18 protein-coding genes and 1 pseudogene are annotated in these 20,124 nt (G+C 60.7%); 7 read left to right on the top strand and 12 right to left on the bottom strand.

The window, feature by feature from the left end; translation table 11 throughout:
- Window positions 1–45 precede the first annotated feature (45 nt).
- Window positions 46–471: a hypothetical protein gene (locus tag QF045_RS15560; protein WP_306492980.1), complete on the top strand. Its 426-nt coding sequence runs from the start codon at window positions 46–48 to the stop codon at window positions 469–471.
- Window positions 472–545: 74 nt separating this feature from the next.
- On the opposite strand, the gene treS is transcribed toward QF045_RS15560, so the two are convergent.
- Window positions 546–2,609, bottom strand: coding sequence for a maltose alpha-D-glucosyltransferase (gene treS, locus QF045_RS15555; RefSeq protein WP_306492979.1), 2,064 nt, complete (start codon window positions 2,607–2,609; stop codon window positions 546–548).
- 151 nt (window positions 2,610–2,760) lie between these two features.
- On the bottom strand, window positions 2,761–3,549 hold the full coding sequence (locus QF045_RS15550) for an AraC family transcriptional regulator (protein ID WP_306494904.1): 789 nt from the start codon (window positions 3,547–3,549) through the stop codon (window positions 2,761–2,763).
- A gap of 187 nt (window positions 3,550–3,736) precedes the next feature.
- Here QF045_RS15550 and QF045_RS15545 point away from each other — a divergent pair, with 187 nt between their 5' ends.
- The 5 genes from QF045_RS15545 (at window position 3,737) to QF045_RS15525 (ending at window position 10,186) form a co-directional block, all read left to right on the top strand.
- Window positions 3,737–5,362 carry an APC family permease gene (locus QF045_RS15545; protein ID WP_306492978.1) on the top strand — a complete coding sequence of 542 codons (1,626 nt, stop codon included), beginning with the start codon at window positions 3,737–3,739 and terminating at the stop codon, window positions 5,360–5,362.
- 11 nt (window positions 5,363–5,373) lie between these two features.
- Entirely contained in the window at window positions 5,374–6,300 is a 927-nt protein-coding gene (locus QF045_RS15540) for a 4-hydroxyproline epimerase (protein WP_306492977.1), read from the top strand.
- Between the two features lie 37 nt (window positions 6,301–6,337).
- A complete protein-coding gene (locus QF045_RS15535) occupies window positions 6,338–7,285 on the top strand; it encodes a dihydrodipicolinate synthase family protein (protein ID WP_306492976.1) in 948 nt (315 codons plus the stop codon).
- A 78-nt stretch (window positions 7,286–7,363) separates the two neighbouring features.
- Complete coding sequence (locus tag QF045_RS15530) at window positions 7,364–8,935, top strand: aldehyde dehydrogenase (NADP(+)) (RefSeq protein WP_306492975.1); 1,572 nt, start codon at window positions 7,364–7,366, stop codon at window positions 8,933–8,935.
- 3 nt (window positions 8,936–8,938) lie between these two features.
- Window positions 8,939–10,186 carry an FAD-binding oxidoreductase gene (locus tag QF045_RS15525; protein WP_306492974.1) on the top strand — a complete coding sequence of 416 codons (1,248 nt, stop codon included), beginning with the start codon at window positions 8,939–8,941 and terminating at the stop codon, window positions 10,184–10,186.
- A gap of 24 nt (window positions 10,187–10,210) precedes the next feature.
- Here the strand turns inward: QF045_RS15525 and QF045_RS15520 are convergent, their stop codons facing one another.
- From QF045_RS15520 to QF045_RS15510, 3 genes are all read right to left on the bottom strand, one after another.
- Complete coding sequence (locus tag QF045_RS15520) at window positions 10,211–11,128, bottom strand: ADP-ribosylglycohydrolase family protein (RefSeq protein WP_306492973.1); 918 nt, start codon at window positions 11,126–11,128, stop codon at window positions 10,211–10,213.
- Between the two features lie 33 nt (window positions 11,129–11,161).
- Window positions 11,162–12,145: a GlxA family transcriptional regulator gene (locus QF045_RS15515; RefSeq protein WP_306494903.1), complete on the bottom strand. Its 984-nt coding sequence runs from the start codon at window positions 12,143–12,145 to the stop codon at window positions 11,162–11,164.
- A 363-nt stretch (window positions 12,146–12,508) separates the two neighbouring features.
- Window positions 12,509–13,117 carry a LysE family translocator gene (locus QF045_RS15510; RefSeq protein WP_306492972.1) on the bottom strand — a complete coding sequence of 203 codons (609 nt, stop codon included), beginning with the start codon at window positions 13,115–13,117 and terminating at the stop codon, window positions 12,509–12,511.
- A gap of 235 nt (window positions 13,118–13,352) precedes the next feature.
- On the opposite strand from QF045_RS15510, the gene QF045_RS15505 reads away from it, so the two are divergent.
- Window positions 13,353–13,610: a hypothetical protein gene (locus tag QF045_RS15505; protein WP_306492971.1), complete on the top strand. Its 258-nt coding sequence runs from the start codon at window positions 13,353–13,355 to the stop codon at window positions 13,608–13,610.
- A 35-nt stretch (window positions 13,611–13,645) separates the two neighbouring features.
- On the opposite strand, the gene QF045_RS15500 is transcribed toward QF045_RS15505, so the two are convergent.
- The 7 genes and pseudogenes from QF045_RS15500 to QF045_RS15470 form a co-directional block, all read right to left on the bottom strand.
- Window positions 13,646–13,813, bottom strand: a complete 168-nt coding sequence (locus QF045_RS15500) for a hypothetical protein (RefSeq protein WP_306492970.1) — start codon at window positions 13,811–13,813, stop codon at window positions 13,646–13,648.
- A 325-nt stretch (window positions 13,814–14,138) separates the two neighbouring features.
- Complete coding sequence (locus QF045_RS15495; RefSeq protein ID WP_306492969.1) at window positions 14,139–14,336, bottom strand: hypothetical protein; 198 nt, start codon at window positions 14,334–14,336, stop codon at window positions 14,139–14,141.
- A gap of 76 nt (window positions 14,337–14,412) precedes the next feature.
- Complete coding sequence (gene mug / locus QF045_RS15490; protein ID WP_306492968.1) at window positions 14,413–14,955, bottom strand: G/U mismatch-specific DNA glycosylase; 543 nt, start codon at window positions 14,953–14,955, stop codon at window positions 14,413–14,415.
- A 46-nt stretch (window positions 14,956–15,001) separates the two neighbouring features.
- Window positions 15,002–15,333, bottom strand: a pseudogene (locus tag QF045_RS15485) (SMP-30/gluconolactonase/LRE family protein); the annotation flags it as partial.
- A 137-nt stretch (window positions 15,334–15,470) separates the two neighbouring features.
- Window positions 15,471–16,379 carry a transporter gene (locus tag QF045_RS15480; protein WP_373424482.1) on the bottom strand — a complete coding sequence of 303 codons (909 nt, stop codon included), beginning with the start codon at window positions 16,377–16,379 and terminating at the stop codon, window positions 15,471–15,473.
- A gap of 69 nt (window positions 16,380–16,448) precedes the next feature.
- On the bottom strand, window positions 16,449–18,404 hold the full coding sequence (locus QF045_RS15475) for an alkyl/aryl-sulfatase (protein ID WP_306492966.1): 1,956 nt from the start codon (window positions 18,402–18,404) through the stop codon (window positions 16,449–16,451).
- A 261-nt stretch (window positions 18,405–18,665) separates the two neighbouring features.
- Entirely contained in the window at window positions 18,666–20,123 is a 1,458-nt protein-coding gene (locus QF045_RS15470) for a DUF1254 domain-containing protein (protein ID WP_306492965.1), read from the bottom strand.
- Between the last annotated feature and the right edge of the window lies 1 nt (window position 20,124).

Below are 20,124 nucleotides of genomic sequence, written 5' to 3'. Positions count from 1 at the left end.
TTAACCCCCTTAAACGCCTGTGCGCAGCCCCTAGAGGTACACAAAATGAAAATGACACTCCCGGCCCTGGCATTGGGCGTCCTGATTTCTCAGTCGGCGCTGGCCGCCGGCGATGGCACCTCCGCGCTGGGTGGCGGTGTGGGTGGTGTGTTGGGCAATGTGGTCGGCCAGCAGCTCGGTGGCTCGACCGGTGCGGCGATCGGCGCGGGTGTAGGTGGTGCAGCCGGTGGTGCGGTGGGTGCGCAGAGAGGCAATCGAACCGAAGCGGCGCTGGGTGGCGGGGTCGGCGCTGCGGGTGGTTCAGTCATCGGTAATCACTTGGGTGGCAGCACCGGTTCAACCATCGGCGCAGGCCTGGGTGGTGCAGCCGGCGGCGCGCTGGGCAACAACCTGGCGGACGACGAAAGCGGCCACCGTTCCGACGGCAAACACAAAGGCAACAAGCATAAACACAAGAACAAGCGCCACTGATGACCTGACACGGCGTTGATTGCAACGCACCGGGATGAACGACGCAGAACGCCGTTCATCCCGGCTTGCCAGCCTTACATCGGCGTACTGCTCACCACCCGCAACGCCAGCCCCTCGTAGGCATCCAGCGTAATCGTAAACGTCCCCTCCTCCGTCAGATCCCCTTCCACGCGCTCATTGATGATATCCACCACCGGCCCCGGTGCAATGTTGGGCAGGTTCAGGGATTCGGTGATCGGCGTGGCGCCGAAGTTCAGCGCGGTGATCTGCGTGCCCTTGCCGGCCGGCAGCTCATGCACCATGACCAGCAGCCCTGGATGTTCAACGTCCGGGATCAGGATCTGGCGACTGGCGGCGATGTCGTAGGCGCGGCGCACACCGAGGATTTTCTGCAGTTGCGAGGCGAATGAGTCCGGGTCCTGTAATTGGCTGTTCAAGCTGCCGTACAGGCTTCTGGACCGCGGCATCTGCCCAGCCGACAGCTCGGCATCAGGGTTGAGGTCCACCAGGTCGTAGGCGCCACGATGAACCCAGCGAGTGTCGCCATCGGTCATCAGGTGTGCGACCTCTTCGGCCGCCAATGGCAGCGCGCCCACCAGGTCCCAGCCGGACAGCGCAAACACCCCAGGCTGCATGGCGTTGTACATCACCAGCAGCAAATGGATCTGGCGAATCTGCTGGATATCGGCCGCAGTGATCGCGTCCAGGTCGCGAATCCCAAGGGCTGCGGTGATGATGCTGGCGGTGGTGCAGGACACGCCGTTGGTGACGAACTTAAGGTTATACGGCGCGTGCTCACCGGTCAGGCGTTCGTACATCTGCTCGCGGATGTGCTCGCGCAGGATGTTGCCGGGGAAGGTCTGGCCCTGGAACAGGAAGCTGTCATGGGCATGCAGCGTCCAGAAGTGCACCAGCTCCAGGGTCAGTTCGTCGTGGTTTTGCAGGGCATGGATCAGCGAGCCAGGGTCGATGCCCAGGCTGTGCATCTGGCGCAGCATCAGGCGCAGGAATTCAGCGTCGCCCATCAATAGCGCGTGCTGGTAGGCCGGCCGCGTGATGAAGTCGTAAGACAGGTCGGCGCCGCCGTGGGACATGGAGGCGATGTCGTCCACGGTGAGGTTGAGCTCCTGGAAACTGAAACCGCCCGCCTTGCGAATCGCCCCGCCCAGCAACTGGTTGCCGGTGATCGACAGCGGATGGCTTTCCGACCAGGCGCTGCCGTCGAGCTTGCGCTCCACGCCGAGGAAGCCGTTAGCGTCCAGGCGCAGGATTTTCGCGCCCATCACATCGATAGCGTGCAGCGCATCACCGATGATCATCTGCTGGGCGGCGAACGACGGATCAAGCCAGTTCAGCGACGGCTGGCCTTCCTTGAAGTAATGCAGGTACACCCAGCGACGCGGCTTGCCATCGACACCCACGACGACCGGCGTGGCGCTCCAATCGGTTTCCTTCACGCCGGGCTCGAAGAAAATCACCCGCTGCAACTGGCCGACGATGTAGTGCTTGTCGCGCAGCGCATCCACCTGCTGCGGGCTGAGGTTCTGCGCGTCGCGGCCCTCGGCGACTTCTGGCAGCAACGCCCAGTCTTCATCGCGGATTTCGACCATGTGGTACAGGCCGGGGTAGTCTTCATAGGCCATTTCCGCAAGGCGAAAATCCGCGCCCTTGCCGGTGTGCGAAGGGATCACGTCGTCGATGATCACCGCATTGTGCGCGGCGGCCATGCGCGTCAGCGCCTGCAGCTGCGCCTCGGTACCCAGTAGCGGGTCGATGTCGAAGCTGATGCGGTCGAAGTTACCGTCGATGGTCGGCGTGTAGTCAGTGCCGGACAAACCGCCGGATTTCTTCAATGGCCCGTTGTGAATACCCTGGATGCCGATCTTCGACAACGCATGCCACAAGGCTTCGTCCCCCAGCGCTTCCAGCACGGTGCCGTCTTCGCGGGTGACGATTGATGCCGGATAGGCGGTGAACCACACCGAGGACAAGGCTGACGCATCACGCGGCCTGGTTTGCGCAAAGGGCTGTTGCCACATCCGCCCCTGCCCCGAATAGAGCTTGGCCCGCTGGCGCGCCGCGTGCAGCATGGAGCGCTGCACCAGCCAATTCACATGATCGTTGTCCGCCGCCGTCATAAGCCTGATACCTGTGGTCGTGAGAGGTTACTCGTAAGCATAGGAGCGACGAGCGAAGCGATTCGTTGCATTGAAATGCAGATCTGACTGTGGGAGGGGGCTTGCTCCCGATAGCGGAGTGTCAGCCGGCCCATTTATAACTGACCCATTGCTATCGGGAGCAAGCCCCCTCCCACACTGGATGCGTCGCCTGCCGGTACTGCCTGGGCGTGAACCCCGTCGACGCCTTGAACTGGCGGGTAAACGCGCTGTGGTCGGTGTAACCGCACTGCAACGCCACCTCGGTGATCGGCAGTTCGGTGTGCAGCAATCGATGGGCATGCTCCAGCCGCACCTTCTGGATCATTTGCCGGGGCGTGAGGTGGAACACGCGCTTGCAGTAGCGCTCCAACTGCGCCACGGAGATGCCGGCGATGCGCGTCAGCTCACCGAGGGTGACGCGGCGGTTGAAGTGGGCGCGGATGTGCTCGTCCACCGCCGCCAGGCGCTGGTAGGCGGGGTGGGTTTCGCTGGCCGATTGCAGGTCGACCGAAATGCCGGCCAGGCCGATGATCGTGCCACTCTCGTTATACAGCGGCCATTTGTGCGTGAGGCACCAGCCCGGTTCGCGGCTGCCGTAGAGGTGCAGCTCAAGCTGGTCTTCCAGCACCAGACCCTCTTGCAGGACCCGTCGGTCCTGCTCGGTATAGCCCGGCCCCAGTTGCGCGGGGAACACCTCGGCGCTGGTCTTGCCCAGCAGCGGTTGCAGTTGCCGCAGGCCGCAGCGCTGCACCAGGGTGCGGTTGGCGAGCACGTAGCGGGCGTCGATGTCCTTGATGAAAATCGCCGCGTTGGGGATCACGTCCAGCAACGGCAACAACTGCGCCGCGCCGGTCAGCAACTGCTCGATGCTGTGGGGGCGACTGCCCTGGAAAAGACTCGCAAATACCTGCTGCACCATGACGTTCATCGCCCGTTTCAGACCCCGACGCCGAGCAGATTGCCCCATGCCCGCGACGCTGTCGAGCACCGGCGATTGTGCTGAATTCGTCATCCATCCCACCGCAAAACATCAATCGCCGCCCTCCCATCGGGTTCACGATAGCGCCACTGCATGCCTATCCAATAACTCACAAGAAGGCGCCGCTATGTCAGGCCAAGGCAAGTTCAAGAAACAGCTGTCACTGATGGACCTCACCTTTATCGGGCTGGGGGCCATCTTCGGTTCGGGTTGGTTGTTCGCCGCCAGCCATGTCTCTGCCATCGCCGGTCCCGCCGGGATTATTTCCTGGCTGATCGGCGGGTTCGCGGTGCTGTTGCTGGGAATTGTCTACTGCGAACTTGGCGCCGCCCTGCCCCGCGCCGGTGGCGTGGTGCGTTACCCGGTGTATTCCCACGGCCCGCTGCTGGGCTACCTGATGGGTTTTATCACGCTGATCGCATTTTCCAGCCTGGTGGCGATTGAAGTGGTCGCCTCGCGCCAATACGCTGCGGCGTGGTTTCCCGAGCTGACCAAGGCCGGCTCCAGCGACCCGACCACCCTGGGCTGGCTGGTGCAGTTTGCCCTGCTGTGCCTGTTCTTCATCCTCAATTACCGCAGCGTGAAGACCTTCGCCATCGCCAATAACCTGGTGAGCGTGTTCAAGTTCATCGTGCCATTGCTGGTGATCGGCGTGCTGTTCACCTTCTTCAAGCCGGCGAATTTCCAGCTGCATGGCTTTGCGCCGTTCGGGCTGTCGGGCATTGAGATGGCGGTGTCGGCCGGTGGCGTGATCTTCGCCTACCTGGGCCTGACGCCGATCATTTCGGTGGCCAGTGAAGTGAAGAACCCGCAACGCACCATCCCGATTGCGTTGATCCTTTCGGTGCTGCTGTCGACGGCGATCTACGTGCTGCTGCAAACCGCGTTCCTGGGCGGCGTGCCCACCGAGATGCTCGCCAATGGCTGGGCCGGGATCAGCCAGGAATTGGCGCTGCCCTATCGCGATATCGCCCTGACACTCGGTGTGGGCTGGCTGGCCTACCTGGTGGTGGCCGATGCGGTGATCTCCCCCAGCGGCTGCGGCAATATCTACATGAATGCCACCCCGCGTGTGGTGTATGGCTGGGCGCAGACCGGCACCTTCTTCAAGATTTTCACCCACATCGACGAGAAGTCCGGCATCCCGCGCCCGGCGTTGTGGCTGACGTTTGGCCTGTCGGTGTTCTGGACCCTGCCGTTCCCGTCCTGGGAAGCGCTGATCAACGTGGTCTCGGCCGCGCTGATCCTGAGTTACGCCGTGGCCCCGGTCACTGTCGCCGCGCTGCGCCGCAATGCACCGCAGCTGGCGCGCCCGTTCCGGGTCAAGGGCATGGCGGTACTCGGCCCGCTGTCGTTCATCATCGCCGCGCTGATTGTGTACTGGTCGGGCTGGAGCACGGTGTCCTGGTTGCTCGGTCTGCAAATCCTGATGTTCGTGGTGTACCTGCTCTGCGCACGCTGGGTGCCCACCGCCCACCTGAATCTCAAGCAACAAGTGCGTTGTTCGGCCTGGCTGATCGGCTTCTACGCGCTGACCATCCTGCTCTCCAAGCTCGGCAGTTTTGGCGGCATCGGCCTGATCAGCCACCCGTTCGACACCGTCGCCGTGGCGGTCTGCGCCCTGGGCATTTACTACTGGGGCGCCGCCACCGGCGTACCGGCCCACCTGGTGCGCCTGGAAAGCGAAGACGATGAAAGCGAAGCCGTCAGCGATGACCGCTACAACATCCCGCTCTGCGCGGCCACTCACTGATGGAGCCTTGCATGAAACGCCTGCACGTAATCGACTCCCACACCGGCGGCGAACCCACCCGCCTGATCATGAACGGCTTCCCCGCGCTGGCGGGCGCCACGATCGCCGCTCAACTCGACGACCTGCGCAACCACCACGATCAGTGGCGCCGCGCCTGCCTGTTGGAACCGCGTGGCAACGACGTACTGGTGGGTGCGCTGTACTGCGCGCCGGTCACTACCGGCGCGACCTGTGGCGTGATTTTCTTCAACAACGCTGGCTACCTCGGCATGTGCGGCCACGGCACCATCGGCCTGGTCGCCTCGCTGCATTACCTGGGGCTTATCGAGCCTGGCGTGCACACCCTCGACACACCGGTTGGCCCGGTGGCGGCCACGTTGCACGACGACGGCGCGGTGACCCTGCGCAACGTCCCCGCCTATCGCTATCGCCGGCAAGTCAGCGTGGACGTGCCTGGCCATGGCCCCGTGGCGGGTGATATCGCCTGGGGCGGCAACTGGTTCTTCCTGGTCTCTGACCACGGCCAGGCGTTGCAGATGAGCAATGTGGACGCCCTCACCGACTACACCTGGGCCATGCTCAAGGCCCTTGAAGCCCAGGGCATCCACGGCGCAGACGGCGCGCTGATCGACCACATCGAACTGTTCGCCGATGACGCCGATGCCGACAGCCGCAACTTCGTGATGTGCCCCGGCAAGGCCTATGACCGCTCGCCCTGCGGCACCGGCACCAGTGCCAAGCTCGCCTGCCTGGCCGCCGACGGTACCCTCAGCCCCGGCGAGCTTTGGATACAGGCCAGCATCACCGGTAGCCAATTCCAGGCCCGCTATGAATGGGACGGCGAACGCGTGCGCCCCTTCATCACCGGCCGCGCCCACATGACCGCCGACAGCACCTTGCTGATCGACGAGCAGGACCCTTTTGCCTGGGGCATCTGAGCCCCTTCTCATACTCAAGTACCAAGGAGTCAGCACCATGAGCGACAACATTTTCACCGGCTGCATGCCCGCCCTGATGACGCCGTGCACCCCAGCGCGCAAACCGGACTTCGATGGCCTGGTGGCCAAGGGTCGCGAGCTGATCGATATCGGCATGAGCGCCGTGGTGTATTGCGGCTCCATGGGCGACTGGCCGTTGCTCACCGAGGCCGAGCGCCAGGAAGGCGTGGCGCGGTTGGTGGCCGCCGGCGTGCCAACCATCGTCGGCACCGGCGCGGTCAACAGCCGCGAGGCCGTGGCCCACGCCGCGCATGCGGCCAAGGTCGGCGCGCAGGGCTTGATGGTGATTCCGCGCGTGCTGTCCCGTGGCGCCTCCGCCACCGCACAAAAGGCTCACTTTGCGGCGATCCTCAACGCGGCGCCCAACCTGCCGGCGGTGATCTACAACAGCCCGTACTACGGTTTCGCCACCCGCGCCGAGCTTTTCTTCGAACTGCGCCGCGAGCACCCGAACCTGATCGGCTTCAAGGAATTTGGCGGCGGCGCCGACCTGCGCTATGCGGCGGAACACATCACCTCCCAGGACGATGACGTGACCCTGATGGTCGGTGTCGACACCCAAGTGGTGCACGGCTTCGTCAATTGCAACGCCACCGGCGCTATTACTGGCATCGGCAACGCGCTGCCACGGGAAGTGCTGCAACTGGTGGCCTTGAGCAAAAAAGCCGCCAAGGGCGACGCCAAGGCCCGTCGTCAGGCGCGCGAACTGGAAGCGGCGTTGGCGGTGCTGTCGTCGTTCGATGAAGGCTGCGACCTGGTGCTGTATTACAAGCACTTGATGGTACTCAATGGCGACCAGGGCTATGCGCTGCATTTTAACGAAACCGACGTACTCAGCGACGCTCAGCGCCGCTATGCCGAGCAGCAGTACGCGCTGTTCCGCCAGTGGTACGCCAATTGGTCGGCTGAGCAGAACGTCGACTGATCGCTGTGGCGAGGGCGCTTGCTCGCTACAAAAAAGGGCTCGCGCCTACATTTCCTCTGTGTTTTACAGGATGACTCCATGACTCTGACGGGCAACATGCTGATCGGTCAGCAATCCCTTTGCGGCACTCGCGAGGCGATCCGGGCCATCAACCCGGCCACCGGCACGCCACTGGAACCCGCCTATGCCGGCGGCGACAGCCAGCAGGTTGCGCAGGCCTGCGCACTGGCGTGGGCCGCGTTCGACACTTACCGCGAAACCTCCCTGGCCGACCGCGCCACGTTTCTCGAGACCATCGCAGACAACATTGAAGCCCTCGGCGATGCGCTGATCGAGCGCGCCGTTGCCGAAACCGGCCTGCCCCGCGCGCGTATCCAGGGCGAACGCGGCCGCACCTGCGGGCAGTTACGCAGCTTTGCCCGCACAGTACGCCTGGGCGAATGGCTGGATGTACGGGTCGACACCGCCCAACCCCTGCGCCAGCCCCTGCCCCGTGCCGACTTGCGCCAACGCCACATTGCCCTGGGCCCGGTAGCAGTGTTTGGCGCCAGCAACTTTCCCCTGGCCTTCTCGGTGGCCGGCGGCGATACCGCCTCGGCGTTCGCCGCCGGTTGCCCGGTGATCGTCAAGGCCCATCCGGCCCATCCCGGCACCAGTGAGCTGGTAGGCCGCGCCGTTGCCCAGGCGGTGCAACACTGTGGCTTGCAGGACGGTGTGTTTTCGCTGCTGTACGACGCCGGTCATGAAGTGGGTATCGCGCTGGTGACTGACCCGCGCATCAAGGCGGTGGGCTTTACCGGTTCGCGCCGTGGCGGTGTCGCGCTGACCCAGGCGGCCCAGGCGCGCGCCGAGCCGATTCCGGTGTACGCGGAAATGAGTTCGATCAACCCGGTCTATCTGTTCCCCAACGCGCTGCACGCACGCGGCGATGCATTGGCCGAAGGTTTTGTCGCCTCACTGACCCAGGGCGCTGGCCAGTTCTGCACAAACCCCGGCCTGGTGATCGCCGTGCAAGGCCCTGCCCTGGACCGTTTCATCAGCAGCGCCAGCGCCGCGCTCCAGCGCTGCCCGGCCCAGACCATGCTCACTCCCGGCATCTTCAATGCCTACGAAAGCGGCGCAAGTAGCTTGGCCAACCATGCACGGGTCGCCGCAAAAGGCCTACCGGCGACCGGACCGAACCAGGGCCAGCCTCACCTGTTCGTGACCTCGGCCGAGACCTTCCTGAGTAATTCACAGGTGCAAGCCGAAGTCTTCGGCGCGGCCTCGCTGGTGGTGCAATGCAGCGATGCCGAACAACTGCGCCAGGTAACTGAACACCTGGAGGGCCAACTCACCGCCACCCTGCACCTGGATGAAGCTGACCTGCCGCAGGCCCAGGCGTTGTTACCGGTGCTGGAACGCAAGGCCGGGCGCCTGCTGGTCAACGGCTGGCCGACCGGCGTGGAAGTGTGCGACGCCATGGTGCATGGCGGACCATTCCCGGCCACCTCGGATGCGCGCAGCACCTCAGTGGGGACGGCGGCGATCCTGCGCTTCCTGCGCCCGGTGTGCTACCAGGACTTCCCGGACGCTTTGCTGCCCATCGCCGTGCAGCACGACAACCCCTTGCAGTTGCGCCGCTTGCTCGACGGCCGCAGAGAGGCATAGACGATGGCCAACCCCCCTTCAGCGGATATCGTCGTGGTCGGCGCCGGCATCATCGGCGTTGCCTGCGCCGTGCAACTGGCCCGACAAGGTCGGCAAGTGCAGGTGATCGACGCGCAGGCGCCCGGCATGGGCGCCTCCTATGGCAATGCCGGGCACCTGGCGACCGAGCAGGTGTTTCCCATCGCTGACCTGTCGATCCTCAAGCGCCTGCCGGCCATGCTTCTGGACCCCATGGGCCCGCTGCGCCTGGACTGGACCTACCTGCCCCGCGCCCTCCCCTGGTTCATGCGCCTGCTGCTGAACCTGCGGCCGGCGCGCTACCAGCGCACCGTCGCCGGCATCCGCGCCTTGAACGAAGCCAGCATTGGCGCGTGGCAGCGGTTGTTGCAGTCCATCGGGCAACCCCAACTGTTACGCGAAGATGGTTCGCTGCTGGTGTTTGAGCGCGCCGAATCCCGCGCCGCCCTGGACGACTTGCAGCAACGCATGACGCAGCAAGGCGTGCCGGTCACGTTCTGGTCGGCGCAAGCGGTGCACGCAGCGGCGCCGCAACTGAGCGAGGCGATACAAGGCGGGCTGTTCTTCCCCGCTACCGGGCATTTTCTTGACCCCTACACCGTGGTGGGCGAGCTGGTTGAAGCCGCCAAGGCCCTGGGTGTGAAATTCCAGCAACAGCGCGTCCTGGACGCACGGGTGGACGACAACGGCGTGTCACTGACGACGGATCAAGGCACCGTGACCGCACGCCAGGTCCTGATCGCCTGCGGCGCCCACTCGGCTGCGCTGACCACCGCACTCACCGGCAAGCGCGTGCCGCTGGACACCGAACGCGGCTATCACCTGATGCTGCCCCACGAACACCAGCGCCTGCCGTTCGCGGTCACCTCGCTGGAGCGCAAATTCATCATGACCCCCATGACCGACGGCCTGCGCCTGGCCGGCACCGTCGAATTCGCGGGACTGAAACGCCCGCCTAACATGCAGCGGGCGTGGCAGTTGCACCGGTTGAGCAGCGGGCTGTTCCGCCAGCCGCTGAACGCCGACGACGCCACACCGTGGATGGGTTTCCGGCCGTCGCTGCCCGACTCGTTGCCGATCATTGATCGGGTGTGCGACGGCAAGGTGTTGCTTGCGTTTGGTCATCAGCATTTGGGGTTGACCCAGGCGGCGGTGACGGCGGAAAAGGTCGCTCAGTTGGCCTGCGGTGAGGCGGTAGCTGGGTTGGAGGCATATCGACTGGGGCGGTTCTGATAGATCCGCACCATTCCCTCCGTCTTAAGATGATTGCTTCGAGGCGGCAGCAAATAACCCATCGGCGGTCTCTTCGATATCGTCGCGTAGGTATAGCGTGTCCAGCCAACCGATGGGGATAGCATGGACACCGTAATACGCGCCGGCCAACTGCCCCACGATGGCGGCGGTTGTATCGGCATCATCTCCCAGGTTTGCCGCTGCGAGTACCGCCTCGGCAAAACTGGAAGTGGTGTTGAAGCACCAGAAAGCCGCTTCTAAAGAGGCAACCGCATAACCCGACCCCACGATGTCTGTCTTTGCCTTCTCGCGATAATTACCCAGAGCAATCTCCCTGACTTTTGGTGCTGACAACCCAGCGTTTCCCAGGCGCAACACTTCATCTTTCGCTACACCGCTCAAGGCATTGCGAATGGCTTCGGCAAGCAACTGGCAGCACTCGATCGCTTCCTGGGCAGCGTGAGTGGTACGCGAACTGAGCGCACTGAACTGGCGGATCTTTTCCGCGTCTGGAAAGTAAAAAAGCACCACGGGCGCGAGTCGCATCATCGAACCATTACCAGCCGAATACGGGTCCGTAGACCCGGCGAAGGCGTCGCCATTGCTCTCAAATGACGCCAGCGCTTCCCGAACGGTCATGCCGATATCGAAACATTCACCGGTCGAGCTGAGGTAGCCCCACTTCCACCAGTTCAGATAACGCCCCATTTGATCGGCCGCATCGAAACCGCCCTTGCGCAGCAAACTTTCCGCCAGGCAAAGCGCCATGGAGGTGTCGTCAGTCCATTGGCCGGGCCTGAGGCTGAACGGCCCGCCGCCCACCATATCGGTGACGGGCAAAAAGGTCCCGCGAGGCATGAACTCAACGGTGGTCCCTACAGCATCGCCACAGGCCAATCCAAGCAAACTGCCGCGATAACGATCCAAAAGCGTGATGTTCATGGCATTCCCTTAAAAAACGTTGCAGCGCCCATGCTACTTGACCAACCGCTTCTCCCTGGAGGGGCGATATCCGAAATACGCGCTGTAACACTTGCTGAAATGACTCGGCGACACGAACCCGCACGCCACCAGCACGTCCACCTGGGACAGCTCGGTGTGTTGCAACAGGCGCCGCGCTTCAGTCACGCGCAACTCCATGTAATAGCGTTGTGGCGTGGTGCCCAGTTGTTCCTTGAACAAGCGCTCCAGCTGGCGGCGGGAACGGCCGGCGTAGACGGCGAGTTGGTCGAGTTCCAGGGGCTCTTCGAGGTTGGCGTCCATCAACTTGACCACTTCGCGCAGCGGTGCGCTGACGCAGACGTTCTCGGTCGGCTTGATACGCCTGTAGCGCGACTCTTCGAAGGCCAGGATGTCTTCGATGCCCTCAACCAACGCCTTGCCGTGCAGGCTCTTGATCCAGTCCAGGGCCATATGGAAGGCGCCCGAGGGGCTGGAAGCGGTCAGGCGGTCGCGGTCGATTACGAAGGGCTCGCTGGTCACTTGGGCGGCTTTGGACACTTCCGCCAGCGCCGGGCGATGTTCCGGGTGGATGGCGCAGCGATAACCCTGCAGCAACCCGGCGCGGCCGAGGAACCACGAGCCGTTCCACAGGCCGGCGAGCCCGATGCCCTGTTCGGCAGCCGCGCGCAGGATGTGGATGAAGTCCTCACTGGCCTTGAGTTCGGTGCGAAATCCGCCGCAGATCACCAGCAAGTCCAACGTCGGCAACGCTGCCAGTTCAAGGCTGGCATCGGGGCGAATGACCAGGCCCAGATCGCTGATCACCTCACCCTCGTCCCAACCGAACGTGCGTGACGCGAACAGCTCGGGGCGCAGCAGATTGGCGGTGACCAGGGTGTCGAGGGTCTGGGTGAAGGCAGGCAGCGAGAAGTGTTCGAGCAGCAGGAAGCCGATGCGGGTGGCCGCGGCCGGCTGCGGGAGATCGTCATTGAGGTAGCGCAGGTTCTTGCCCTTCATGCCACCGCTGAACTGGCGTCTTTCCATCGAGGGTTGGCCCACTTTTATTGTTAATGCGATGGGCGCTATCTTAGGGGCAAACGCGGTCACTGTCTCAACCCGTGCGGCTGATCTTTAAAAGCCGGCGAGGCGTGAAAACCCGCGGTTTAGCCGCCGCCGCGCTATCTGATACGGTTTTTTACGCATCATCTGCGTCTGTACCGAAAACCGCGCAAAGCGGACAATGGCGCCATCCCGACATTCCTGTCGTCCCCTTCCCTTCGGAGGCCTTATGACCAAGATGGCTATTTTCCTGTTCGGTTTTCTGGTGTTGACCATCGGCATCGGCTTGCTCGCAACCATCTCGCCGGTCTGATGGGGCGGTTACCCCACAACGAGCATTGGATACAACGACAGCACCAGTAAGCCCGCCATGGTCCAATTGAACGCCCGCAACCAGCGCGGCTCGCGCAATACGCTGCGCAAACCGCTGCCGCAGCCGACCCACACGCACACACTCGGCAAGTTGACCACGGCAAACAGCAACGCAATCACCAGCACATTGGTCACGTAACCCTCGGCCGGCGTGTAGGTGGTGATCGCACCCAGCGCCATGATCCACGCCTTGGGATTGACCCACTGGAAGGCCGCCGCGCCGAGAAAGGTCATCGGCTTGCCCTGCTCGTCATTGCTGTCAGCCATGCCGCCGGCATTGGCAATCTTCCAGGCCAGGTACAGCAAATAGGCAGCGCCGACGTAGCGCAATAGCGTGTAGGCCCATGGAAATAGCTTGAACACCTCCCCCAAGCCCAACCCCACACAAATCACCAGCAGCATGAAACCGATGCTGACCCCCAACGCATGGGGAATGGAACGGCGAAACCCGAAGTTCACCCCGGAGGCCAGCAACATGGTGTTGTTGGGCCCAGGCGTAATCGAAGACACGAAGGCGAACAGCGCAAAGGCTGACAAGAGACTGGCGGACATGAACATGACGCGGCATCCAAGCGGGGTTGATATGCCTGTGACAGTAGAGACTTGCGCGGCTAATCGCCCCATACAGCTGGCGGTGGATCGAGGAATACACTTTTATTTCCCCGCCATTTGCATTTCACAAAGCTTTCACAGACAGGCCTCTATGGTTATCCCAGCTCCTACATGAACACCCCTTTAGCCCGCTCCCCCATCGCGGGCTTTTCTTTGCCCATGCATTACTCAAATCAAGAGGGTGGACACGTTGATCGACAATCTGGACGGCCCCAGGACCGCGCAACAGGAACTGTTCTACGACCTTGAGGATGCCAGCGCTGTCATCGGCTGGTCTGTGGTTGAACTGACTGCCATGGCGGCCGGCTTAAACGCGCATGATCAGGCCGCGCAGCTGCTGAAGGTATGCGCCCTGTTAGGCGCCCAGCAGAAACGTCTTGAAGCCTACGCACACGAAGTCAAGGAACAGCGAATCAGCCGGTCCGAACCGGCGGGCTGAGGCCAGCCGCAAGGCTGGCGCAGGGTGATGGGCAGTCAGCGGCTTTGCGCTGAGTGCTGCTTATCCAGAGAATGTTGTTTTTTTACACGCTTTCGCGTTCTGAGTTCGTACTGGTGATGAAAAAACCAGGCTATCAAGAGCAGGCCTGTCACAGCAAAAACCAGGGTCAACAGCTCTAATGCAGTACCTTCGTGCGAAAACATTTTTCGTTCCTCATCCTGAAGTCGTGTGACTGGAAAACAGCCCCACCGAAATTGTCTGTAACAATTCATACATTTTCAGGGTAGACCGCTAAAACTCCGATGACAACCCTGACCGCCCTGAAACCCTTGATCTAGACACGTCATTCGTCGAAAAACCCTCACTCCCAATCCGCACGCCCCCTGTGGCGAGGGAGCTTGCTCCCGCTGGACTGCGCAGCAGTCCCCTCTTCAGTCCCGCCCGATCACGCCCCACCAGCACCCACCATGAACCCTGAATCCAAAAAAAACCCGGCACCAGGCCGGGTTCAGAAGCTTGAATCAAACATTAGTTATCCGGATGCTCACTCGCCACCGAATCGGCCGCATCCACATCCGACATATCCTCCTCCAGAGGCGCCTCGTCGTCTGGCGGCAGCGGTATTCCATCCTCATCACGCTTCGGATCGTGCCCTGTTTCGTTATCCGTACTGCGAGTGGATTCCTGCTGGGAAATGTTGCCTGGTGCATCTTCGTTGATGTGCATGCTGGCTCTCCGTTCTAACGCCCGGGATATCCGCGCTTGATATTCAGAGGCGGCGCAGCGGGCAGAGTGCCGGGGTCTAGACGAATGGTGGTGGGTTCAAGGCTGGGGCGGGACCGATCGCGACCTGTTTGAGCTGTTGGTAGGCAACCACCAATTGTTCCAGGCTGAACGCCAGGTTTCGGCCACTGGGATTGGGCAAGATCCACACCGCGGCATTGCCGAAAGTTCTAGCCTGAGGCCCCCACTCCACGTTGCGCTGCCCGGATAACGCCGAGTAAGCCGCCTTGCCGAGGAACGCTACATAACGCGGTGCATAACGAGCGATTTTCTGTTCGAAAGCCGCTGCCGCTGCGCTGAACTCCTGCCTGGACAACTGATCGGCGCGGGCCGTCGGCCGCTCGACCACGGCGGTCAACCCGCACTGGTACTCAAGAATCGTTCGATCACATTGCGCAGGCACTTGCCCGGACGTAAACCCGGCCAGATGCAGCGTGCGCCAGAAGCGATTGCCCCGGCCCGCAAAGTGATGCCCTTGGGCGGCAGCGGTCATGCCGGGGTTGATTCCGCAAAAAACCACCGCCAACTGCTCAGCCAATATGTCTTCAAGCCCCTCACTCACAGCAGATCACCCTATTTAAGGAACCATCGTTAGAAGACTGTCGTATTTACAACCTAAACGTAGCCCTACGCGTGTTCACAAACAATGAGTAGATCGAATGGCTACTGGCCATGAACAGCCGACTCCCTTCGCGCCCCCCGAAGCACAGGTTCGGGCAGCGCTCCGGCAGCGAAATGTGCCCGATGGCCTTGCCCTGCGGATTGAAAACGCGCACGCCGTCGAGTTTTTCCAGGTCGGCCTTGGGATCACGGCGATCGCCCAGATCAGGCAATTGGGCTTGGCGCGTCCTTCGACGACGTACAGGGTTTTTTCATCGGAAGAAAAACACAGGCCGTTGGGGCCGTTGAGGTCTTCGATTACCCGAGTGACTGTTTTGCTCTGAACGTGTCGCTGTTCTCGTCCCATCGTACAAAGCCGCTCACGTACATCAGCTATCCATGGAACGTTGTCTGGACGGTAAAAACTTCGAGCGGATAGCCGGCCACCCTTCAGTGCTCTGCTCACCGATGCCCTTTTTACCAGGCGTATTGCAGGCGTAATGTCCACGTGTTTACGTCGGGAGAGCCCGCTCTTTCAGAAACCGTATCGGAATACGCAATCAACCCACCGAATTGAGGCGAAAGCATAAAGCCGACGCTGGCGCCAAGCAGGGCGTTCTCCTGCTTGTTGTCCTGCCAGTCCCCATCGATCCTGGTTTCCCCTCCACGGTTGTAGGTGGCGTCCAACGATGCCCAGAGCGCACGGTTGAAGGTGTAGCTAAAATGCCCTTCCACGCCGTACAAGGCCTTCTGTTCGAGTTTTCCATTGCCTTGGTAGTCGTCATTATCGCCATAGAGCGAGACGTAGCTATTGAGTTCCAGCCACGTGGGGCCTATAGGCGTTCCGAAAGCGATTTCTGGTTTGAAGGCCCAACGATTCGACCCGATATTGATCACCCGATCCTTGTCGTAATCGCCCGTTGGCGCCGTGATCCACAGTGCACCTGTCAAGAACGTCTCAGGCGTCCAATTTGCGAAATCCTCCTTCGTGAGCGCTGGGCCGCCGAACAGGTTGTGCACCAGCACCACCTGAGTATCCGCCATTCCCCCGTTGTGTTTCGTACCGTCGAAGAAACGGGCGTTGTCGAATGAAGCGGAGATGTCGGCGTAAGGCTGCAAGATCTGGATTGCGCTGTTGCGTCCGTCAACAGCGAAAGAGCGAGCGTACCGAGCGATATAGAGATTCGCGTTGAGCGAAAGCCCTTTAATCGGTAGCGAGGTATCAATGGGAGTATTGGTGTCGATGCGGTTGTAATACCCGAACACCATGTTCAGATCGGTCGGCAAGTTCTGCCAGTCCCTGGCATTGTCAGCTTGGGCGCAAAGCGGTGATAAACCGAAGATGATGCCCACTAGGGCCGAACTTGAGATCCATGGGTTTTGCATCATGATTCGTTCTCGCTGTGTTTAGCTATGAGCGAGCCCCGGCCTTCGCTGCCGGGGCGTAGGTCCGGTTCAGGGAGTGACAATGTCGAACATGGTCGGGAACGTATCGAGTAATGCCAGCAGTTCGTTGACCTTGTCTGCGTCACCCTCGACTTTGGCCTTGCCCGCTTGAACTTCCTTCTCCAGCGTAAGACCACCCATCATCAGGCCAGCAAACCCGAGTTTGTCTACGGTCAAAGTGGCATCGGCTTTATCAAAGGTTTTGTCGGCGGTGTAGATGACCACCCCGTTGCGTAGCTCGACAGCATAATGAGCGCCGTCCGGCTGCTTCCAATTCAGGCGCAGTTCCTTGCCAATCGCTTTGGGCCCATTGAGCCGCACACCCAAGTAATCAAGTAACAGTTCCGGGCTCATTGCGGCAACCATGTCGGCACTGGAAGTGCTGATGCCCGGCACTTTCGGCACACCATTGCGTAGCTCATAGGCACCCATCAGGTACTCGTTACGCCAGGTCGGGTTCTCGGTTTGATAACCCAACTGCTCGAATGCATCGGCTTGCAAGTTGCGCGCTTCCTGGTTAGTCGGATCTGCGAACACGACATGCTTGAGCACTTCGGCTGCCCAGCGATAATCACCTTGGGTAATCGAGGCTTTTGCTTTAGTGATGATAGCGTCCGCCCCGCCCATAAACTCGACGTACTTCTTGCCGGCCTCGACTGGAGGCAACGGGTGCAGGTTGGCCGGGTTGCTGTCATACCAACCCAGATAGCGCTGGTAGATGGCCTTAGCATCGTGATTGACCGAGCCGTAATAACCCCGGTTATGCCACTGCTTGCCGGTGCTGTCCGGCATTTGCAGTTGCTCGGCGATCTCAGTCATGGTGAAGCCTTTGTTCGCCAGGTTCAGCGACTGGTCATGGATGTACTTGAACATGTCACGCTGATCGGCAATGAAGCTGACGATGCGTTGCTGCCCCCACATCGGCCAGTGATGCTGAGCGATAACCACCTCTACCTGATCGCCATGGGTATTAATGGCCTGGTTGAGTGTTTTCCACCAGTTCGCAGCGTTGCGCACCTGCGCGCCGCGCAACGTATAGAGGTTATGCAGTGTGTGCGTTGCATCCTCTGCTGTGTTCAACAGCTTGAACTGAGGAAACCAGATCAGCATTTCCGAAGGCGCTTCGGTGCCGGGCGCCATCTGGAATTCCATCTCGACGCCGTCGACGGTGCGCTTCTCGCCGGTTTTGGTGATGGTGTCGTTCGGAGGAATCAGCGTAAACGTACCGAATGACGTAGTCTTGCCCAGACCGGCATCAAGCTGGCCCCGAGCGCTGCGTGGCAGCAAAGCCCCGTATTGATACAAAGTGCGACGACTCATGGCGTTACCCGCCAGCACGTTCTCGCTCACGGCTTCTTCCAAGAAGCCCTCTGGGGCGATGATCTTGACCTTGCCGGACTTCACATCTTCTTCGTTGGTAACCCCTTTTACACCACCGTAATGGTCTGCGTGACTGTGCGTATAGATCACCGCGACAACGGGCTTCTTTGGACGATTTTTGTAGTACAGGTCGAGGCCCGCTTTGGCGACCTCAGTGGTTACCAGCGGGTCGATGATGATCAGCCCATTATCCGTTTCGATGATCGTCATGTTCGACAGGTCGAAACCGCGAATCTGATAGACCCGGTCGGTCACCTTGAACAGCCCATTATTCAAGTTCAGTTCTGCAATACGCCAAAGGCTCGGGTTGACCGTATCGGGTGCTTCGCCCTTGATGAAGTCATAGCTGGTCAGGTCCCACGACGTTGCGCCTTTTGCATCTTTAATCGTCATCGGCACCAGGGTTTCGATGAAGCCTTTCTTGGCGTCTTCAAAGTCCTGCTTGTCTGAGAACGGAAGCTCTTTAAGTACCGCCGCATTGGCCAATCGGGTTTGTTCGCTGGCGTCTTTCGGCTCGACCTGTGCCAACACAAGACTGCTGTTAAGACCTATCGCTAGCGCTAGCAATTGATGGCTGAATCTCATCGAACACGCTCCTGTTGAATTGAGGTATTTCGTAGTTCTTCTTTTTTGCGAACGGTATTGCTAAGTACCCTTGCTTTTGCACATGCGTATCCGCCAATACGATTTAAACGCTCTCTTTGGTGGTGACTTCTACAACCAAAGGGTCCTGGAAACGTTCTTGGCGAAGTGTTATTTGCAGGTTAAGGAAGCGGCAGCTTCCACCGACCGCTGGCAACCACCCCGCCATCTGCGTCGAGTTTGAGTTCGGGAAGCCTGCGCGAGTTACTTCGCGAGCGTTATGTCATCGAGCTTCCAGCTCTTGTCGAAGTAAGCCTCTGTGGGGGCATATAGGCGGAAGTAGCTAAACCAGTGCTTGCCCGGCACGGTTTGAACCCAATTCGTTTCAAAGCCTTCCGGGGCTTTAGGCCCAAAATACAAATCGACTGAACCGTCTGGATTTTTCTTCAGGTCCTGGCGCGATGACAGGTCAGCTTTTCGTTGTGGATTGTCAATCAGGCAGCGGGTGTCGGTGTCGTAGACAGTCATCGACCAGAACTGCTTGGCTGGCGGATTGGCGCCGACATGGAGGCGATAGTGTTTGCCACCGTCGAGCCACTGACCATCCTTGTCGGTATAGGCACCCAGGTAGGTCTGCCCGAGACCAGGCGTTTTGGAAACCATGCCTTTGGTGTTCGTCACGGCCTCATAGAACCAGGCGCTGCGTTCCCACAGTTGGTCATAAAAGGCTACGCGCTGGGATGGCTCAGCGATATTGAGCACCTTGTCCCATTGGCGGTCGGGCCAGAATTGAGCGCCAGGGAAGCGTTTGGCGAATGTATTGGCTTTGGCGATTAGCTCGCCCATCTGCGCACCTTCCTCCAAGGCTTTTCGTTGGTCGGGTGTTGGCTTGAATGCCTTGTCTTTTTCAATCCCTAGACTGGCGAGCATCGCCATATAAAAACGGTCTCGCTCGTTCACGGGCTCTTTCTGAAGGATCTGATGCAGGCGTTCCCAGTACGCCATGCCTCGGGGCTGCGTGCCTGACCAAGCCCTGCCATTGGGCGAAAGCAGTTTGGTTTTACTCGGCTGTGTGCGTTCGCTGTAGGGATACATTTTAAATTCCTCAACCAGCGCCTTGCCCTTGGCAGGGTCTGGGTCGAGTACGCGGAACCCCACCAGGACATTCATCGTTTCCGATTTCGCAATGTAAAACGTGTCTGCGTCCGCAGGAGGCTGAGCACCTGGCGGCAGCACTAGATATTTTCCGCCCTGACCTTTGTCTGGGCCGGTCTGCCCCATATCGATAATCGCTCGCTGCCAAAAATCGCCTACACCACCAGCGGCTGGCCCAGGCGGCAACTCGATCACCAGCGGGCCCGTTTCGTTCAGATCGACAAAACCGAGTATGTAAGGCGTAGTAGCGTTTGCGGTGATGACACCCAGCTTGTCTTCGTAGCTGGTGAGCACCATCAGATCACCGCTTTGTGCACCCAGCTTGTTCTGAAACTCCTCTTGCCATTGCGCGTATGAAACAAGGGGCAGTGCCCAAAGATAACTCTGGGTCGCTTGTTGGAAATCCAGTTCTGCGTAGAGTTTGGGTATCGACTCATGAGCAGGAAGTTCGCCCTGCATTGCGATAGAGCCGATACGGGTCTCCAACGTTTGAGCCTGAGCTGCAATGCTGCAACTAACGGCTAGCGCGATGAGCGTGCGACCAGCCTCGCGAACAAAATGATCCATA

The sequence above is a fragment of the Pseudomonas sp. W4I3 genome, assembly GCF_030816195.1.
In the GTDB taxonomy this organism is placed as follows: domain Bacteria; phylum Pseudomonadota; class Gammaproteobacteria; order Pseudomonadales; family Pseudomonadaceae; genus Aquipseudomonas.
Note: the sequence above shows the minus strand (reverse complement) of the source record. Positions and strands in the feature narration are given on the sequence as shown.